The organism is Botryobacter ruber (assembly GCF_003347595.2).
Classification (GTDB): domain Bacteria; phylum Bacteroidota; class Bacteroidia; order Cytophagales; family Hymenobacteraceae; genus Pontibacter; species Pontibacter ruber_A.
Genome location: NZ_QCZK02000029.1, coordinates 77,803 through 96,332 on the forward strand (window position 1 = coordinate 77,803; position 18,530 = coordinate 96,332).

The window sequence follows — 18,530 nt, forward strand, 5'->3', positions numbered from 1 at the left end:
GAAGCATGCTGGGTCTACACCCGTACTTTTCGGTTGTTTTTATGCTGCTGCTGCTGTTTGTTGGCTTTCGGCACACTGTCAGCAGCCACCATCAAAGTCTCTTCCCTGGCTGCCCTGCAAAAAGCTGTTGACAAGGCGAAGGCCGGCGATAATATTGTACTGGCGGATGGCACTTACGCGACCACTGCGCCCATCATCATTACACGGCAGGGAACAGCTGCCAAACCAATCACCGTTGCTGCTGCTACCGTAGGCGGCGTTACCATCACCGGTAAATCAGGCTTCAGTGTGGACAGCCCCGCCCGGTACGTCACCGTGAAAGGCTTTGTTTTTAAGCATGCCGCAGACAGTACCACCAGGATTCAGTATGGCGCCAGCCATTGCCGCTTTACCCGGAACGTGTTCGAACTGACAGGCGTAGGGAGCTACCTTATAGTGGCTGGAGACCATGCCGAGATAGATTTCAACACCTTTCAAAACAAGTCCACCGAAGGACGGATGATCCTGGTGGAGGGGCCGGGCGGGGAGCCGATGGCGCAGCATACCTGGATTCACCATAACTACTTTACCAACTTCCAAAACTCAGGACGCAACAACTCCTCCGCCATCCAGTTCGGGCGAAGCTGGAGCAGCCTGACCCCGGCGTACGGTATTGTAGAGTACAACCTGTTTGTCGACTGCCGCGGAGAAAATGAGAATATCTCGCACAAAGCATCCAACTGCGTGTACCGCTACAACACCTTCGGCCCCGGCAGTACCGAGCTATCGCTGCGCCACGGAAACCACACGAAAGTATATGGTAATTTTTTCTTCAACACCGAAGGAATCCGGATTTTCGGGGACGACCACCGCATTTACAGCAACTACTTTGAAGGAAACAGCCGGGCTATTCATCTCGGAAATGGCGGTGCCGAAGTGGCCGACGGGGCAGACCTGAAATCACATGACCGTCCGGACCGTTGCGAAATTGTCTACAATACCCTGGTAAACAACAAGCAGAACTTCTTTATGGCAGGCCGGAAAGACGGCCTTGGCGCCACCCACACCACAATAGCCAACAACATCATCCAGGGCGGAGGCCAGGCAGCAGAATTCAACGGTCCCGCGGCCAACACTACCTGGAAAGGCAATATCATCTGGAACACGGCTGGTACCGGTGCTATCCCTGCCGGTGGTTACAAGGCTGCAAACCCGCAGCTTTTCAAGAATGCTTCTTCAGCTATTTTTCATCTTCAGGCTGGCAGCCCGGCGATTGATGCCGGGGAAGGTACTTTCCCCTATGTACAGCTGGATATGGACGGACAGAAACGCAGTAACAAGCCGGATGTAGGTGCTGATGAATTTTCTTCCGCTAGAATGTTAAACATGCCGTTAACAGTGGCGGATGTGGGGCCTGCTGCTAATCCGAGGTAGTAAGGTTGTATTCTACCTATTAGAAGGCATTCGAACAACTTTAAAACGTGATACCGCGGCGGAACAGAAGTATAAATTCCTTGTTCCAGCCATACCCCTGCCTGTGCAAAGGCCAGGAATAGGAGACATGGCTGGAACAAAGGAATCTCACACGGTCATGATTTTTTATTCCGAAGTATACACAACCCGGTACGTTTTGACTATTCCATTATAATCAAATTTCACAACAGCCGTTCCGGACGAGGATTCTGCTTGCGTAACATCCTCCTTTACTTTTGAATTGTTCGAAGATGCCGTTACTTTGGGCACTCCTGTGGTGCCGGCAGGAAGTTTATAGGTTGTTTCATAAATATCGTAACCAACAATGCCGTTGGCATTAGTGGAGCGAACCGGAGTAGCCGGTATAGGTATCGCCTGGTTATTAACAGCAATACTTACCGTAGGTACAACCGGACGATTAATTTTCTTGTTCTTCGAGCTGAACCCAAGCCCGGATAAATCAAAAAGTACGTCCGATTCCCCACCTTCTGCTACAAGAAAAATCGCATGCTTCTTATCCAGATTGTCGACAAACTGCGAAACATCTGCTGTAAACTGTGTTACTTCCTGTTTGGAATTAGCAGGTACAACGATCTCAGCTATTTTTTTCCCTTTCCAGGTAGCAGTATCCCATGGTCCATCCAACCAAACATTTACCTTAAAGGCTTTTGCCGTTTTTGGTGTCAGGAAGAGGTTAAACGCGGTTTTATTTCCTTTTTTAGTTCCCTCAAAGGCCTTCAATCCATTCTGGTTTTTCTTAAGCCCGCCAAAACCAAAATACTTATAACCTATGATGTGGCCATTCTTCACCTTCTCAATAGGCATGTGGTTGTCCCAGATATCCCACGAATCTTGCTGAATGCTGATATCCGATAGGTAAGATGCATACCCGGCTGAATAATATTGGTAAGGATCGAGTCCATAAAAATGGAAGCCTTCCGAGGTAACTTCCGCACCCTTGTATTCTCTTCCCTGGCTGTCTTTTGCCGTCCACAGGTTATCCTTGGCATAGGGATCATAGGCCCTGATCGAGACAGTTCCGCCTTCTGCGACCGGTTTTTCATCCCATTTAACGCTTACCGGAGCTACCACGGCCTGGCGTGCATACCCAAAACCTCTTGGGGGTCTGTGGTAAAACACATACCATTGCCCGTTGATTAACTCGATGCTGCCGTGTGTATTGTGTCCTGCATAGGTGGTCTGCAATGCGGTTCCATCCTGGTTTGGCACCGGGGCACGTGAATCGACCACAACACCCCCGCTTTTCCATGGCCCTAAGGGTGAATCGCCAAAAGCGTAGCGCAAGGTAGAGTTGGAACTACCAACGCCATATTCAGGACCTGAATATCCGCTAAAAACCGTAACGTATTTATTTCCCACTTTTCGAATGGAGGAAGCTTCAAAAAAATTGAATGTTCCCAAATCCTCATTCGGATAGATGTTGGGATACTGGGTACCTGCCGGTTCCCGTATCACGCCGTATCTCGAACTGGCGGGTAAAAGGTAGCTAATGACCTGGGTTCCGGGCCTGAGCGAATACATCGTATTCTGGTCTAGCTGTGCCGCGGAGGACCTTTGAAATCCCCAAAATCCATACGCCCTGAACCCGATCTCATAATCCGGGTCTTTCGGATCGGTAACATATTCAATATACACAGCCGGATCGAATCCTAAAATGCTTCCTTGAACAGTACGTTTTCCGTCTTCAGTTAAATTAACGGGCGTAAAAGGCCCATCCGGACGGCTTCCCTTGCAAACCATTGCTTCTCTGTTTGGCCCGCGGCTGTGTGGATACAGATAATACTCTTTTTTACCGTCTTTCCGTTTTACCTCAACCAAATCCGGCGCATACATCACATCCCATTGACCGTCAGCCTGGTAAGTAAAGATGGGACCTTCATCACGCCAACTGGATAAATCTTCTACAGGCGCCGACCACGCCCTAATGTCCGGACCACAATAACTCGTATATCTTAAATCATGCGATCCTATGATATAAGCACGGTATTTACCCGGATTATCGGGGTCTTCAAAAACGCGGGGCTCCCCGTCAGGCAAATGCTCCCAAAGCGGCAAATAGGGATTCCCTGCACCTTTATGAATAAATTTCTTTTCCGGCTTGCTTGTTTGGAGGGGCGTTTTCTGACCTTGTACCTGTGTTACAGAAAACAGTAACAAACTTGCCAAAAATAAAATAACCTTTTGTCTTTTTAATTTGAATTCGTGTCTCTTCATAAATGATTATAAATCTGGTATGTTATTTCGATGTATCGTTAGATTTTAGTTTTTACAAATCTTAAGAGAAGGTGAATGCCTAACTCCTTTTTTACATTTCAGCTTCAATATCTGAATTTTTCTTTTGGCACTATCAGGTAAAAAAATTCCGGATCCTAATACCCATAAAATCCAGGCGGGTCTGCTTAAAAATTATGGAGTGCATGAGATGCAAATCTATAGGTCTTTTTAATAAAGGCTATTACGATAAATTCTGTATGAGTTAAAAACGAACTAAAGCGGCCCCGGCACAGCTTTTAAGGTTATGCAATACCTGAAAAAAAACCAAACCGATGACCGCTCTATGATGAGTTTAACGTCTTTGAACGTACAGGAGTTTTTTATTTTACTGGAGGAATTTGATGTTTTATGGCGGCAATACCATGCCCGGTATGACCTGAAAGGTAAGCCACGTGTGATAGAGAAACTCTCAGAACACGCATCCATGAGTCTGAAGGGCAGTGCAGACAAGCTCTTTTTTGTGCTCTTTTATCTGAAGCAAAACACACTGCAATCCTGTCATGGCTTCACCTTTAACATGAGCCAGGGCAAAGTAAGCCAGTGGCTCGGGGTGCTGATGCCTTTGCTGGCAAAGGCGCTGCAACGCCTGCAGATGCTGCCAGCCAGAGATCCTGGAGCTCTTTACCTGACACTGCAACTGCTGGCCGGGCAGCTGGCTACAGAACGGGCTGTGCCACGTTCTGTGGACTGGGAGCGGCAAAAGCACGAATACAGTGGCAAGAAGGGCTGCCACACCAACAAGAACCTGCTGGTAAGCGATGAGCACAATCGGGTGCTTTATCTGAGCCCGACGGTGGAGGGGAGTCTGCACGACAAGGCGCTGGCCGATGAGGTGGAGCTCGAGTTCGTTCCTGACAAGGATCTGCTGGCAGACCTGGGGTTTGTGGGCTATAAGCCGCAGGGTACGCAACCTTGCCTGCCGGTGAAGAGGCTGCCCAACCAGGAACTCTCAGAACTTGATAAGCAGTATAACCAGCTATTGGCAAGTATACGGGTAAAGGTCGAGCATGTAATGGCCGGTGTCAAGAGAGTAAAGATTGTAAAAGATAAAATACGACTTAAGGGCCAACAGCTACGAGATCAGGTAATGCTTATTGCCTGCGGACTGCAGAACCTCAGAGTCAGCAATAGAAATTTATCGTAATAACCTTTAATATAATAGTTTGTGTTTGCAGCTAATGGGGTAGAACAGGTTATGGACAAGACGGGGCCGAGACTTAAGCCTGTTTAGGGTTAGCAGACAATATACATTATTCCCCAAAAATATTTCAAATACATTTTCCGCTGGCATGCAGTGATAACATGTTAAAGTATGTACTTGGCTCCTATAGCTTTTGTATTGAAACTACTGCATTTCTACCTATAGCTAACGGTTAACTTTTTCTTGCGAGTCTTTTTCAATAACCATGCTGGTTAAATTGTAGGTGAAACTAAGCATTGTCCCTGCCAATGGTAACCCGATTGCTAAGAAATAAACCCAAATATTGCCCTCTGTATATTTAAGTGAAACAAAAAATACTAAAAAGCCCAACACAAATCCGAGTAAGCTGTGAAGAAATAGTATCATGAAGTCACCTTGTCTACCATTCTTCTTTAAATATCTATACCCATCAAATCCAACTCCTGTCACCATCCCGATATAGCCACCAATCGAGGCGTACATTAGGCTACCAAAAAGGCTGCTTTTTTCGCCTATCAAACTCCACAAAATTAAATAGTCTATGAGAAGTGTGATAATAAATCCTAATACCCCAAAACCAAGTCCAATAAAAACTTGTCCAACTATTAAACCAAATATCTTATAATTCTTCATATTAGACTTGTATAGTTCATGCATGCTAACGTTAGTATAAACAGAGTTATTCGGCTTTTTGCACTATGTGTATAAGTAGTTTTGCCTTTCAATAGCTTTTTGAGTATTCCATGTATGGCAAGAGCCACAGAGGAACTTGCCTCATTCTTTACTGAAGAATTAGAATCGCTGTTAAGAATTCTAATGAAATTAAATTAAATATTTATATTTATCCTAGCGACCATTATTAAAACATAATCATTAGTTCCACCGGGACCTTATGCTTAAACCTCTCCTGTCGTAAAAAGCAAAATCATTCCCGTACTATGGTGGAAGCACTCCACTGAACCCGGGTATTCCAAAGTTTAGCATAGCCACTACCCAAACTGCCTCTCCAAAAGTTCTACTAACAGCTGTTATGTGCTTCTTTAGAGTTTGTCAGCCTAAATGAACGATTATTACCCCCCTCAAGATAAGAAGATTAACTAACATTGGTTCGGGTATTCCATTGGGTATCCATCAGTAGTTAAGTCATTAAAATCTGAATGCTTTTGGAGAAAGCAATGAGCAAATTTTGTAGAATGAAATTTTCCTGCAGCTTTTTAGCATGCGCTCTTGTGTTGGTTAGCTTACAGGGCTTAGCGCAGCATAAGGAAAATGAGGCAGCCCTGGCCGAACACAGCATGATAAATGTGAATGAGGCTGCGGCTAAAAGCGCGCATACGCTTCACCCGGATGCGCAGTGGTACCCGGAGGCGGGGCTGGGTTTGTTCATTCACTGGGGGCTCTCCTCCGTCAAAGACCTGGATGCGTCGTGGCCCATGATAACCGGATGGGGACTGGCTTCCATCAAGCTGGACTCGGCAGAGATGGCGCGCGTCATCCGGGAGCGGCATTACAACATTAACAACGAAAGGCCGGTGCTCACGCCGAATGAATACTGGGCTATGGCCAAAGAGTTTAAGCCCACAAACTACGACCCGGATAAATGGTTAAATGCAGCGAAGGAGGCCGGTTTTACTTATGCTGTTCTCACCACCAAGCACCACGAAGGCTTTGCCATGTGGCCCAGTAACTATGGTGACTTCAGCACCAAAAATTATATGGGCGGGAAAGACCTGGTGAAGCCCTTTATCGAAGCCTGCCGCAAACACGGGTTGAAAGTGGGCCTATACTTTTCGCCGCCCGACTGGTATTTCGAACGCGACTACAAGAGCTTCCGCCGCCCCAGTCCCAACAACCCCGACTTCCCGGAACTGGACGCCGACCTGAACCCCAGAACCACCAAACCTGACCCTGAAGCGCTGAAGCAGCACAAGGCGGCCTATGCAGCCCTGGTAAGAGGGCAAATTCTGGAACTGCTGACCAATTACGGCAAGATAGATTTGCTCTGGTTCGATGGCAAGGCGCCGATTGAGAACGCCACCCGTGTGGTGACGCCCGAAGAGATACGAAAGCTGCAGCCCGGTATCGTGATGAACCCGCGCATGCACGGCACCGGCGACTTCCGGACTTTTGAACGTACGCCGCCTGCTGCCGACCCGGGTGATGTGTGGGCCGAGTTCTGCAACCCCTGGACCAACAGCTGGGCCAACAGCAATACCATTCCTTTCCGTTCCAACGCCTTTATACTGGGGCAGTTTGTCAGCATGCGCGCCTGGGGCGTAAACTACCTGCCCAGCGTTGGCCCTAAAGCAGACGGCTCTATGCCGGATGCGGTGTACGAAAACATGAAGGTGGTGGAAAAGTGGATGCAGGTGAACGGTCGTGCAGTGAAGGGCACTGGTCAGTTACCTGCAGGCGAGTTGGCTTCGGTACCGGCTACTGCCCAAGGCAATTACCGTTACCTGTTCGCAATTCCGGAGTTTAAAAGCAACGGCATGTATGAGAAAGACCGGCTTCCGGCAAAAGATACGGTGCTGACGCTAAAAGTACCTGTCAAGCCTAAATCGGTAACACTATTAGGTTCAAAAAAAGCACTTTCTTATAAATATGCCAACAAAGAGGTGACTGTTACGCTTCCGGCAAGTATGCGGAGCAATTTAGTGGATGTTGTCCAGGTGGAGCTTTAACCAGGTATAATATAATGAGGAAGATATTAATTTTTGTGTTCCTGCTTGTATATCAGCTGAGCTTTGCGCAGAAGGAAGAAAATGACAACCGTTTTGCAGGAAACCTAAATAAATCTGAGAGGCAGGAGTGGCTGCGTGATTTGGGCTTCGGAATGTTCATTCATTTCAACGTTGATGCACAGTTAGGTATCACCATTAGCCACTCCCTTGTCGGTGCATCAGATGATTACCTGAACCGGTACTTTCAGGAACTGCCCCAAACATTCGACCCTTATAAATTTAATGCTTTTGAAATAGCAAAGCTGGCAAAGCTTGCGGGAATGAAATACATTGTTTTCACCGCCAAGCACCATTCCGGGTTTTGTTTCTGGGATACAAGAACTACAGACTTTAAAATTACCAACACACCCTATAAAAAAGATTTACTGAAAGAGTATGTGACAGGTGTAAGGAAAGCCGGTCTGGCTGTCGGGCTTTATTATTCTCCAGAGGACTTTAAATTTCTTAACGACCATAATATTCTTATAAAACGAGGGGATATGGAGTTTGATGAGAAAACAACATCGGCCTACAATGAACTGGTAAGACGGCAAACGACTGAGCTGTTTTCTAAATTCGGTAAAATTGATGTGCTTTTTATTGATGGAGAGCCTAAAGAGCCCTGTAAGGAAGTGGCCTGGAAACTACAGCCGGATGTGGTTATTACCCGTGGAGCAGTAAACACACCAGAGCAAACTCTCCCGGGTGTGGCCATGGATGAACTGTGGGAATCTTGTGTTACGATGGGAACCCAGTGGAATTACAAACCTACACACGACGACATCAAAAAAGGGGAACGCCTGATTGAATTACTTATTGAAGCAAGAGCCAAAGGGGGAAACTTCTTGTTGAATGTGGGACCGCACCCTGATGGCTATATTCCTTATGAACAGGAAACAGAATTAAGAGAAATGGCGGCATGGAATTTTATCAACCACGAAGCTATAGCGTCTGTACGTCCCTGGATAATCACGAACGAGGAAAATATATGGTTCACAGCTTCAAAAGATAAGAAAACAGTCTTTGCCATTATTACCGGAATTGAGGATTGGGCGAAGGGGGACCGGAAAGAATTTCTGTTGGGCTCGGTAAAAGCCACTCCGCAAACAAAGATTAGTGTATTGGGGCAAAATGATAAAGTAACAGAATATAAAAACCAGTTAGATGTTACTTCGCAATTTGAGCAAAAGAATGATGGGCTGCACATCTCGGTAGTTAGAGCACAACGCGTGTACGATAACTATAAATGGCCTAATCCTATTATTGTAAAACTGGAGAATATAATCCCGGCGCTTGATCCGCCTGTTTTAGAAACACAGGCGCCAGAGATTGCAGATGGTGCTACACAGGTCAGGGGAAGGCTGATAAAAAAAGGGAATGCTTCTAAAGTGCAGGTGGGTTTTGAGTACAGACCGTATGCGGGCTTCGCTGAAAATCTGTACAGCAAAGACTGGCAAAGAACTGAGTTTGTGGAAGTCGATAAAGAAGGCAGCTTTGCTGTTGCCATTCCAAACCCTGAAAAAGGTAAAGAATATCAATATCGGGCTGTTGTAGTACATCCTGCCTTAAGTGTTCGGGGAGATATAAAACGGTTTGTTGCAAAGTAAAAAGTACAGGTACAAGCAGAGCTAACATTTATTTTTAAGATTAAACCAATGCATGTTTTTCCAATGAAGCATTTTAAAATAAAGTTATTCCTGTTGCTGTGGTGTTGCCTGGCGTGTGGAACTACCGTAAACGCGCAGGAGGATTTGTCGAAATACATTCTCACGCCCAAGCCTGGTCCCGAACCCCGTATCAACGGACCTAAAGTGTTTGGTGTGCGCCCGAACCATCCGATTGTTTTTACCATCCCGGCATCGGGCGAAAGGCCCATGACTTTCTCGGCGAAGAAGCTGCCGAAAGGGGTAAAGCTCGACCCGAAAACAGGGTGGCTTTCAGGCGCAATTGCTGCTCCGGGTACGTACGTTGTGCAACTGGAAGCGAAAAACGCTTCGGGAAAAGTTAGTCGCGATTTCAAAATAATAGTGGGAGAGGATATTGCCTTGACGCCTCCCATGGGCTGGAACCACTACAACATCTACGGCACCAGAATCACGCAGGAACAGGTACTCACGCAGGCCAAAGCCATGGCTGGTACCGGTCTGATAAATTATGGCTGGACCTACCTGAACATCGACGATGGCTGGCAGGGCAAGCGCGGCGGGAAACATTTTGCCATCCTTCCGGACAGCACCCGCTTCCCCGATATGCAGGCCATGGTGGATGAGGTACATGGGATGGGCCTGAAAATCGGTACTTACTCTACGCCTTGGGTAGAGTCGTATGGGCACCGCATTGGCGGCTCGGCCATGAACCCCGAAGGAACCTTTGAGCGCACGAAAGAAAATATTGCCCGGAACAAGAAGCTGCTGCCTTACGCTATTGGGACCTACCACTTCTGGGAAAACGATGCGAAGCAGATTGCCGAGTGGGGCTTCGATTACCTGAAGTACGACTGGAACCCGGCAGAGCTGCCAGAAACGAAGGAGATGTACGACGCCCTCCGGAACAGCGGGCGCGATGTGGTCTACAGCCTCTCAAACAGCATTCCGTTTGCCACCATTGGCGAGCTGTCTGCGGTGTCCAATGCCTGGCGCACGGGCGGTGACATCAAAGACAACTGGAAAAGCTTAAAGAGCCGCATTTTTACCCAGGACAAATGGGCTCCCTATGCCCGTCCCGGCCACTGGAACGACCCCGACATGATGATTGTGGGCGTGGTAGGCTGGAACTCCGCCGAAAAATGGCCTTCCAAGTTAACGCCCGATGAGCAGTACACGCACATGAGCGCCTGGTGCCTGATGTCGGTGCCGTTGCTCCTGGGCAACGATATTTCCAGACTCGATGATTTTACCTTCAGCCTTTTAACCAACCACGAAGTGCTGGCCGTGAACCAGGACCCGCTGGGAAAACAGGCAACGGTGATTGCCCGGAACGGCGACATCGGGGTGATGGCAAAGGACATGGAGGATGGTTCCAAAGCGGCCGGCTTATTCAACCTGGCCGATAACGGTACGCAGCAGGTAGTGATGAAGTGGTCAGACTTGGGCATCAAAGGCAAATACATCGTGCGGGACCTGTGGCGGCAAAAGGACCTCGGAACATTTGAGGGCGAGTTTAAAGCCGATGTGCCGGAGCATGGGGTGGTGATGGTGAGTGTCCGAAAGAAATAAATACAATAACAGTCCTGCAGGCGGTAAAAGTCTTGCAGGCTTAAAGAATCTCCTTATGCTAGTCATCCGAAAACTGCTCGTACTGCTTGTTGCTTTCCTTAGTCTTGCTGCGAAAGCCGGTGATGTGGTGGTCACGCAGTTTGGTGCTGTAGGCGATGGAACAACCTTAAACACAGACGCTATTCAACGTGCCATAGATGCCTGCAGCAGGCAGGGCGGCGGGAAAGTATTTATTCCGGAAGGCACCTGGCTGAGTGGTACCATCCTGTTGAAGGATGGTGTTACACTTCACCTGCATGAAAAGGCTGTCCTTTCCGGCAGTACCGATATTAACCATTACCAGTTGGTGGATGGTTTTAAGGACGGAAGAGGCTCCAGCATGGGCTATAGTTTTATCGGGGCAAAGGATGTGAAGAATGTCGGGATTACCGGTAAAGGCCGGATTAACGGGAACGGTAAAGAGATTCTCGAAAAGCACGGACGCAGCAAACGCCCTTTCCTGGTCAGGTTTGTCCGCTCCGAAAATGTAACGGTTTCTGATGTGTACCTGGAAGGCCCGGCAGCCTGGACCATGCACTTCTTTGAATGCAAAAATGTGCTGGCGGAAAGCGTCATTATCAGGAGCAGAGGCCTGAGCAACAACGACGGCATCGACATTGATTGCTGCGAACAGGTAGTTATCCGGGACTGTGACATCGACAGTGGCGACGATGCCATCTGTTTAAAAACCACCGGTCCGAAGCCTTGCAAAGAGATAGAGGTGAGCGGGTGCACCATCAACACAGGGCAGGGAGCCTTTAAATTAGGCACCGAGTCGATGGGTAACTTCGAGGATATCAACATTCATGATTGCACCGTCAAAGAAACGAAAGGCATCAAACTGTATTCCGTAGATGGGGCACATCTGAAGAACCTCCGTATCCGGAACATCACGATAGAGAAAACCACCCTGCCCATTCTCTTACGCCTGGGCTCCAGGTTAAAGACCTTCCGCGAAGGCGATGCCAAAAAGCCGGTTGGGATAATCGATGGTGTTACTATCAGCAACATCCGTGTAAAGCAGGCTTCACAAATGGCCATGATTATCAGCGGTATTCCCGGTCACCTGATTAAGAATGTCAGCATTTCTGATGTTTCGGTTCACTTACCGGGCGGAGGCTCCGAGGCAGATGCAAAATTGCAGTTGCCCGAAGTGGAGGCTGATTATCCGGAGGTAACGATGTTTGGTAAAATAATGCCTACCTACGGACTATACATCCGGCATGCACAGGGGATAAGGGTGAAGGATGTGCAGGTCTCGCTGGCGAAAGCTGATGCCCGTCCGGCTATTACCGGAATTGATGTAGCCGATGTAAGCCTGACGAACATGGCGATGCCGGCAACTGCTTTTGATGAACCTTATGTCAGGCTGGAGGCGGCACGAAACGTAACGCTGGGCATGGTCAGCCCGGAGAATAAGCCTGCTGTCTTTCTGGAAGTAGCAGGCGCAGCGAGTAAAAACATTGCAGTACATGCCGACCGTCCACAAATTAAACTGGCAGCTGGTGTGGCTAAAAGTGCTGTACAAATCAAAAAAGTAAATAATAAACCTTCTTCGAAAAAATCAGATATCCTATGAATCTACGAATGTTAGCGCAAACTAACAGAAAATTACTTTTGGCGGTAATGATGATAGCCGGTAGTGTGGTGGCAGGTAACAGTACAGTTTATGCCCAGGACTCGCTGGCAAAATACATCCTCACGCCCAAACCCGGTCCCGAACCCCGCATCAACGGAGCTAAAGTGTTTGGTGTGCGTCCCGGGCATCCTATCGTTTTTACGGTTCCGGCTACTGGAAACAGGCCAATTACTTTTTCGGCTACCAATCTTCCGGCAGGGGTAAAGCTGGATGCCAAAACAGGAAAGCTTTCCGGTTCGGTTGCCAAGCCTGGCACCTATGTTATTAACCTGCAGGCAAAGAATAACACAGGCACAGCCACCAGGCCATTCAAACTGGTGGTGGGAGAGGAGATAGCGCTGACGCCCCCCATGGGCTGGAACAGCTGGAACATCTACGGCGATAAAATTTCGCAGGAAGCGGTATTGGCGAATGCGAAGGCCATGGTAAGCTCCGGGCTGATAAACCACGGCTGGTCTTACATCAACATCGACGATGCCTGGCAGGGCAAACGCGGCGGCGAATTCAAGGCCATACAACCCGACCCTGCTACCTTCCCGGACATGCAAGGCCTGGTAAACGAGGTGCACGACATGGGCCTGAAAATCGGCATCTATTCCTCGCCCTGGATAGAAACCTACGCCCACCGTGTCGGCAGTTCGGCCATGAACCCGGAGGGTACCTTTGAGCCGGTGAAGGTGAATGTACCGCGGCGGGAAAAGAAGATGCCTTACGCCATCGGGAAGTATGTGTTTGTTGAGAATGACGTGAAGCAGTGGGCAAAGTGGGGCTTCGATTACCTCAAGTACGACTGGAACCCGAACGAGTACCCCGAAACGAAACGGATGCACGATGCGCTGCGCAAAAGCGGCCGCGACATTGTTTTCAGCTTATCCAACAGCACCCCGTACCGCTCCGTCAAGGAATTGTCTTCCGTGTCGAATGCCTGGCGTACCGGCGGCGATATCCGCGATACCTGGGAGAGCCTGCGGGCCCGTTTGTTTACCCAGGACCGCTGGGCGCCCTACGCCCGTCCCGGTCACTGGAACGACCCGGACATGATGATTGTAGGCTACGTAGGCTGGGGCAAAACGCCAAAACCAACCCGCCTCACACCCGACGAGCAGTACACCCACGTTACCGCCTGGGCGCTGATGTCGGTGCCCCTGCTACTGGGCAACGACCTGACCAAGCTGGACGAATTCACCATCAGCCTGCTCACCAACGACGAAGTACTGGCCGTGAACCAGGACCCGCTCGGGCTGCAGGCTACCACCATCTCTACCAAAGGCGAGACAGGCATCATGGCCAAAGAACTCGAAGACGGAACCATTGCAGCTGGTCTGTTCAATACCGGCGACAGTACCGCTCCCGTAACCCTGCGCTGGCCCGACCTCAACATTGTAGGCAAGTATATCGTGCGGGACCTGTGGCGGCAAAAGGACCTGGGCACTTTCGAGAATTCATTTCCGATGGATGTAAACAGCCATGGTGTGGTGATGATAAGCCTGCGGAAGGCGGAATAGCCTGTTCAATAATTAAAAGAACATAATCATGATAAAATTATTACTGACAGTTGCTGCGGTATTCTTCCTGTTAAGCAACGTATCAGCGCAAAAAATGCTCAGCCAGAAGGAACGCATGGAATGGTGGGAAGAGGCCAGCTTCGGGATGTTTATCCATTGGGGTGTATATGCCGTGCCGGCAGGAACCTACAACGGGCACCAGATAAAAGGGATTGGGGAATGGATTATGAACTTCGCTAAAATCCCGGTGGCCGACTACAAAGCATATGCAAAAGAATTCAACCCCACGAAATACGATGCCGATGCATGGGTACGCATGGCAAAAGATGCCGGCATGAAATACATCGTCATCACCGCCAAACACCACGATGGCTTTGCTTTATTCGATTCAAAAGCAAGCGACTGGGATGTGGTGGATGCAACTCCTTACGGGAAAGATTTGATAAAGCCATTGGCAGAAGCCTGCAAGAAGCACGGCATCAAACTTGGCCTGTATTACTCGCAGGCGCAGGACTGGGTACACCCGGGTGGAACGGCTTATTTCAGGGCAGCAAACAGAGGCTATGATCATATGCCGAATGCAGCAGCAATGGATGCTTATACAAAGGCAAACGACGGACACTGGGACCCGGTACAGACCTCAAAAACAGTATCGCAATACGTGGATGAGGTGGCAGTGCCGCAGGTGCGGGAAATCCTGACGAAGTACGGCGAAATTGCAGTGCTCTGGTGGGACACGCCAAACGGTTTTGACAAACAGAACGCCGAAAAACTCCATGCTTTGCTGACGCTGCAGCCCAACATCATCACCAACGACCGCTTAATGAAGCCCGATTTTCCGGGCGACCTGACCACGCCGGAGCAAAAGATACCCAAAGCAGGCGAAATGGAGGGTAAATACTGGGAAACCTGCATGACTATGAACGATACCTGGGGTTACAAAAGCTTCGACCACAAATGGAAAAGCACCGAAACCCTCATCCACAACCTGGTGGACATTGCCTCTAAAGGTGGGAATTACCTGCTGAACATTGGTCCCAAAGCCGATGGTACTTTCCCCCAGGAAAGTGTAGACAGGCTAAAAGAGGTAGGTGCCTGGATGAAGGTAAACGGTGAAGCCATTTATGGTACAAAGCAAAACCCTTTAACGCCGGTAGAATGGGGCCGCATTACCAGAAAAGAGGATGCCAAAGGCAGCACCCTTTACCTCACAGTATTTAACTGGCCAGCAGATGGAAAATTACTGGTGCCGGGCTTAAGCAACAATGTAAAGTCTGCCGGTTTGCTTGCCGGTGGAAAGAAAGTAAAAACAAAAAAGACGGCAGCGGGAACCGTTATCGAGCTACCTGCTCAGGCTCCGGATGCGATAGCGTCTGTAATTAAAGTTCAGGTAAAAGGCCAACTGCCAGCCACAGCCAGCGAAGCCCACGCTACAGGTATGAAATAAGCTTCTACTGACCGGTGGAAGAGTTCTGAAATATAGCAGCGGGTATCGTGACGGGTGCAGCAGATATTTATCTACAACAGTAGAAATGGTGGCAGGAGCAGTGCGGTTTTGTGGTTGTAAGAAGCTGGTTGCCTTTTTTTAACAATGTTATTTTATAAACTTTAGCTATTGATGAAGTCAGAAAACATGATGTCTTACATTGCCATAGGCCTGTCTGTAATTCTTCTCAACGCCGGGTGCCAGAAAGAAATTGAACCACCGGTAGTAGTAGAAAAAGAGATAGAAAAAGTTACATCAGTTAAGACATATCCGGGCAGGAACCGCGTGAAGCTGTGGTGGAAGCTGCCAGCCGATGAGCGTGTCGTGAAAAGTAAGGTAACCTGGAACGACGAAACCCAATCCAGGGAGATACCGGTTGTGGCAGGTAAAGACACTCTGAGTGTGCTGATCGAAAACCTGGAAGAAGGTAACTACACTTTCGCCCTCTATGCACTCGATAAAGAGGGCAAACAATCTGGTATGGTAATCGTGAATGCCAAAGCTTATGGCAACGAATTTGAGACCGCACTGCAGAACCGGGCTATCAAAAAAGTAAACTTCGACGCATCGTCTTCAGCTGCAGAAATTGAATGGGAATCTGCCGGGCTGGGTGTTGTGGGGGCTGAAGTAAAATATACCGATGCCGCAGCAACTACGCACACACTTTCCGTAACTCCGTTTACACGAAACACCACGCTTTCCAATTTTACGGCAGGAGAAAGCTTCAGGTACCGCACCCTGCATTTGCCCAATTCCTCCGCTATAGATACCTTCTTCACTGCCTTTGAAACGGTAATTATTGAGCAGGCGTCCGCAGAGGAGGAGCCTTCTCCAACAAAAGCTGGACCCAGACCGCCTATACCTATAACCTTCAAACTCCCTGGACTTTACCACAATCCGACCGGTATAGTTTTTCTAATGAGGAGCACCGGTTCTGGATTTATAAAGGTGATGATTGCCAGTATGAGGGTTGTGGTACAGGGCCACGCTCTGAACTCCGGATGAAGAATGATTATCTGCTGGGCAAGCATCAGTTTGAAGGGGATGTATATATCGTTGCCGGCACCGCTGGGACTGATATTATGCAGGTATTCGGAGGGGTGCAGCATTCAACTTCTATCATGCTCAAAGTACATGCAGCTAACAATGGAACAATAAAGCGCTATGATAACGAAATCTTATTGACAAATGCCTACGAGAGATGGATACATGTAAATGTACAGCACGACGCGGATAACGGCAAAATTTACGTGTACCTGGACAACCAGCTTAAAGGAGTGTTTGACGACCGTGGTCAGAAAACCCACTATTTTAAATGCGGCGTTTATAACATTACAGGCACCAGGTCCGAATCGCGCTGGAAGAATATAAAATACTGGAAAAACGGACCAGTTGGGAAATAAGGGGATAAAAAGAAGTCTTGTAAGGGAAACTAACGGGAATCAGGTTTATTTCACCTGCCGAAAGCTACGTTGGAGGCAGAAGCTCATTAGAGTATGTTTAAATTTTCGCTTGCAAAGGCAAAGTTTAAACATGCTCTTTAACTGATATTACGCTTAATGGTGCTAAGTTCTACATTAATGAAGACAGTAAACCTAAAGTTCTACGCTACCATTGCCCTGTCACTGGTTTTTCTGCTTGCTGGCTGTGAGAAAGAAGATGAGGCAGCAGTTGTAGTTGAGAAAGAGATAGACAGAGTAACATCAGTTAAAAGTTGTCCGGGCAGGAACCGCGTGAAGCTGTGGTGGAAGCTGCCAGCCGATGAGCGTGTCGTGAAAAGCAAGGTAACCTGGAACGACGAAACCCTATCCAGGGAGATACCGGTTGTGGCAGGTAAAGACACCCTGAGCATTATTATCGATAACCTGATAGAAGGCAACCACACCTTCACCATCTATGTACTCGATAAAGGAGGCAAATTGTCGGAGAAGGTTAACGTGAATGCGCAGGCATATGGCAGCCAGTACGAAGCCGCGCTGCAGAACCGTGCTATTAAAAAATTAAATTATAACGCAGAGACTTCAGCCGCAGAAATAGATTGGGAATCTGCTGCGCTGGGTGTAGTGGGGGCTGAACTTGAATATACCGATGCAGCTGCAGTTGCACATACCCTTTTCATATCTCCGTTTTCACGCAGTACTACGCTTGATGGTTTTAAGACAGGAGAAAGTTTTCGGTACCGCACCCTGCACATGCCCAACTCATCAGCCATCGATACTTTCTATACTGCCTACGAAACAGTAGAAGTCCTGCATCTGGACTATTCTCCACCTGTTGATGATGATGGAAATATTACGCCCCCGTCTATTCTTGCTGCTGATCCTGCCAAAGGCGCTTCTGCTACATTCGGGCTTATTGGTAGCGGAAATGTAGAGGCGCCATCTTCCATCACTACCGACCACGATCCGGTACGGGGCCTGGTTTGGCGCTTTCAGAAGCCTGTCAGCAGTAACCGCTGCGAGAACCATGGCATTAAGGTAAATGGGGCAAAGTATGAATTCAAAAACAACAACACCTACTACTTCGGCTGGTGGTCTAAGCTGACAGATAATTCTAACAACAATGCCAATTTTCAGTGGAAGTCCTATGGCGACCATATCCAGAACTTTCCAATTGTTCTGAAAATGAGAGACGGGAATATGATACTACAGCAACGCCAGCCCGGTGGTATCGAAACCATTCTGTGGTCTGCCCCCTGGAAGGCCAACACCTGGTACAAATTAGCCTTAGGCATACACGTAAGCGATGCGTTGCGTGGCGGCTGGATTGAGCTTTGGTTCAACGGGGTAAAGCAGACATTCAGCGATGACTCCCAAAGGTACTATTGCCGCACCTTCGATGGTGGCCACAACTGCCCCAAATGGGGAATTTATGGCAGAAGCGATCTCGCCATCTCAAATTATATTGATAACATCAAAGTTGGGACCTCCTACGAGGAAGTAGACTAACTCAACACCCGGAACGGCTTTGCGGACAGCAGAATATTAATTTGTCAG

12 protein-coding genes and 1 pseudogene are annotated in these 18,530 nt (G+C 48.4%); 11 read left to right on the forward strand and 2 right to left on the reverse strand.

Annotated features, from left to right (window positions below; translation table 11 throughout):
* Nucleotides 1–60 precede the first annotated feature (60 nt).
* Nucleotides 61–1,413, forward strand: coding sequence for a polysaccharide lyase 6 family protein (locus tag DCW36_RS08355; protein WP_205702894.1), 1,353 nt, complete (start codon nucleotides 61–63; stop codon nucleotides 1,411–1,413).
* A gap of 165 nt (nucleotides 1,414–1,578) precedes the next feature.
* Here DCW36_RS08355 and DCW36_RS08360 read toward each other — a convergent pair whose 3' ends face one another.
* Nucleotides 1,579–3,687 carry a hypothetical protein gene (locus DCW36_RS08360; RefSeq protein ID WP_114781877.1) on the reverse strand — a complete coding sequence of 703 codons (2,109 nt, stop codon included), beginning with the start codon at nucleotides 3,685–3,687 and terminating at the stop codon, nucleotides 1,579–1,581.
* A gap of 343 nt (nucleotides 3,688–4,030) precedes the next feature.
* On the opposite strand from DCW36_RS08360, the gene DCW36_RS08365 reads away from it, so the two are divergent.
* Complete coding sequence (locus DCW36_RS08365) at nucleotides 4,031–4,891, forward strand: transposase family protein (protein WP_164891072.1); 861 nt, start codon at nucleotides 4,031–4,033, stop codon at nucleotides 4,889–4,891.
* A gap of 222 nt (nucleotides 4,892–5,113) precedes the next feature.
* On the opposite strand, the gene yabQ is transcribed toward DCW36_RS08365, so the two are convergent.
* A complete protein-coding gene (gene yabQ / locus DCW36_RS08370; protein WP_125185365.1) occupies nucleotides 5,114–5,560 on the reverse strand; it encodes a spore cortex biosynthesis protein YabQ in 447 nt (148 codons plus the stop codon).
* Between the two features lie 596 nt (nucleotides 5,561–6,156).
* Here yabQ and DCW36_RS08375 point away from each other — a divergent pair.
* The 9 genes and pseudogenes from DCW36_RS08375 (at nucleotide 6,157) to DCW36_RS08415 (ending at nucleotide 18,482) form a co-directional block, all read left to right on the forward strand.
* On the forward strand, nucleotides 6,157–7,611 hold the full coding sequence (locus DCW36_RS08375; protein WP_205702895.1) for an alpha-L-fucosidase: 1,455 nt from the start codon (nucleotides 6,157–6,159) through the stop codon (nucleotides 7,609–7,611).
* Between the two features lie 14 nt (nucleotides 7,612–7,625).
* The gene (locus DCW36_RS08380; RefSeq protein ID WP_114781881.1) at nucleotides 7,626–9,257 is read left to right on the forward strand and encodes an alpha-L-fucosidase; all 1,632 of its coding nucleotides are present in this window, start codon (nucleotides 7,626–7,628) and stop codon (nucleotides 9,255–9,257) included.
* A 63-nt stretch (nucleotides 9,258–9,320) separates the two neighbouring features.
* Complete coding sequence (locus DCW36_RS08385; protein ID WP_114781882.1) at nucleotides 9,321–10,865, forward strand: putative Ig domain-containing protein; 1,545 nt, start codon at nucleotides 9,321–9,323, stop codon at nucleotides 10,863–10,865.
* 55 nt (nucleotides 10,866–10,920) lie between these two features.
* Entirely contained in the window at nucleotides 10,921–12,483 is a 1,563-nt protein-coding gene (locus DCW36_RS08390; RefSeq protein WP_114781883.1) for a glycoside hydrolase family 28 protein, read from the forward strand.
* A 47-nt stretch (nucleotides 12,484–12,530) separates the two neighbouring features.
* A complete protein-coding gene (locus DCW36_RS08395) occupies nucleotides 12,531–14,048 on the forward strand; it encodes a putative Ig domain-containing protein (RefSeq protein WP_240676099.1) in 1,518 nt (505 codons plus the stop codon).
* 28 nt (nucleotides 14,049–14,076) lie between these two features.
* Entirely contained in the window at nucleotides 14,077–15,495 is a 1,419-nt protein-coding gene (locus DCW36_RS08400) for an alpha-L-fucosidase (protein WP_114781885.1), read from the forward strand.
* A gap of 189 nt (nucleotides 15,496–15,684) precedes the next feature.
* Nucleotides 15,685–16,539: a DUF4998 domain-containing protein gene (locus DCW36_RS08405; protein WP_394344800.1), complete on the forward strand. Its 855-nt coding sequence runs from the start codon at nucleotides 15,685–15,687 to the stop codon at nucleotides 16,537–16,539.
* A pseudogene (locus DCW36_RS08410) lies at nucleotides 16,461–16,937 on the forward strand (polysaccharide lyase family 7 protein); the annotation flags it as partial. The gene DCW36_RS08405 and the pseudogene DCW36_RS08410, both read left to right, overlap by 79 nt.
* A gap of 177 nt (nucleotides 16,938–17,114) precedes the next feature.
* Entirely contained in the window at nucleotides 17,115–18,482 is a 1,368-nt protein-coding gene (locus tag DCW36_RS08415) for a DUF4998 domain-containing protein (RefSeq protein ID WP_164891073.1), read from the forward strand.
* The last annotated feature ends 48 nt before the right edge of the window (nucleotides 18,483–18,530 follow it).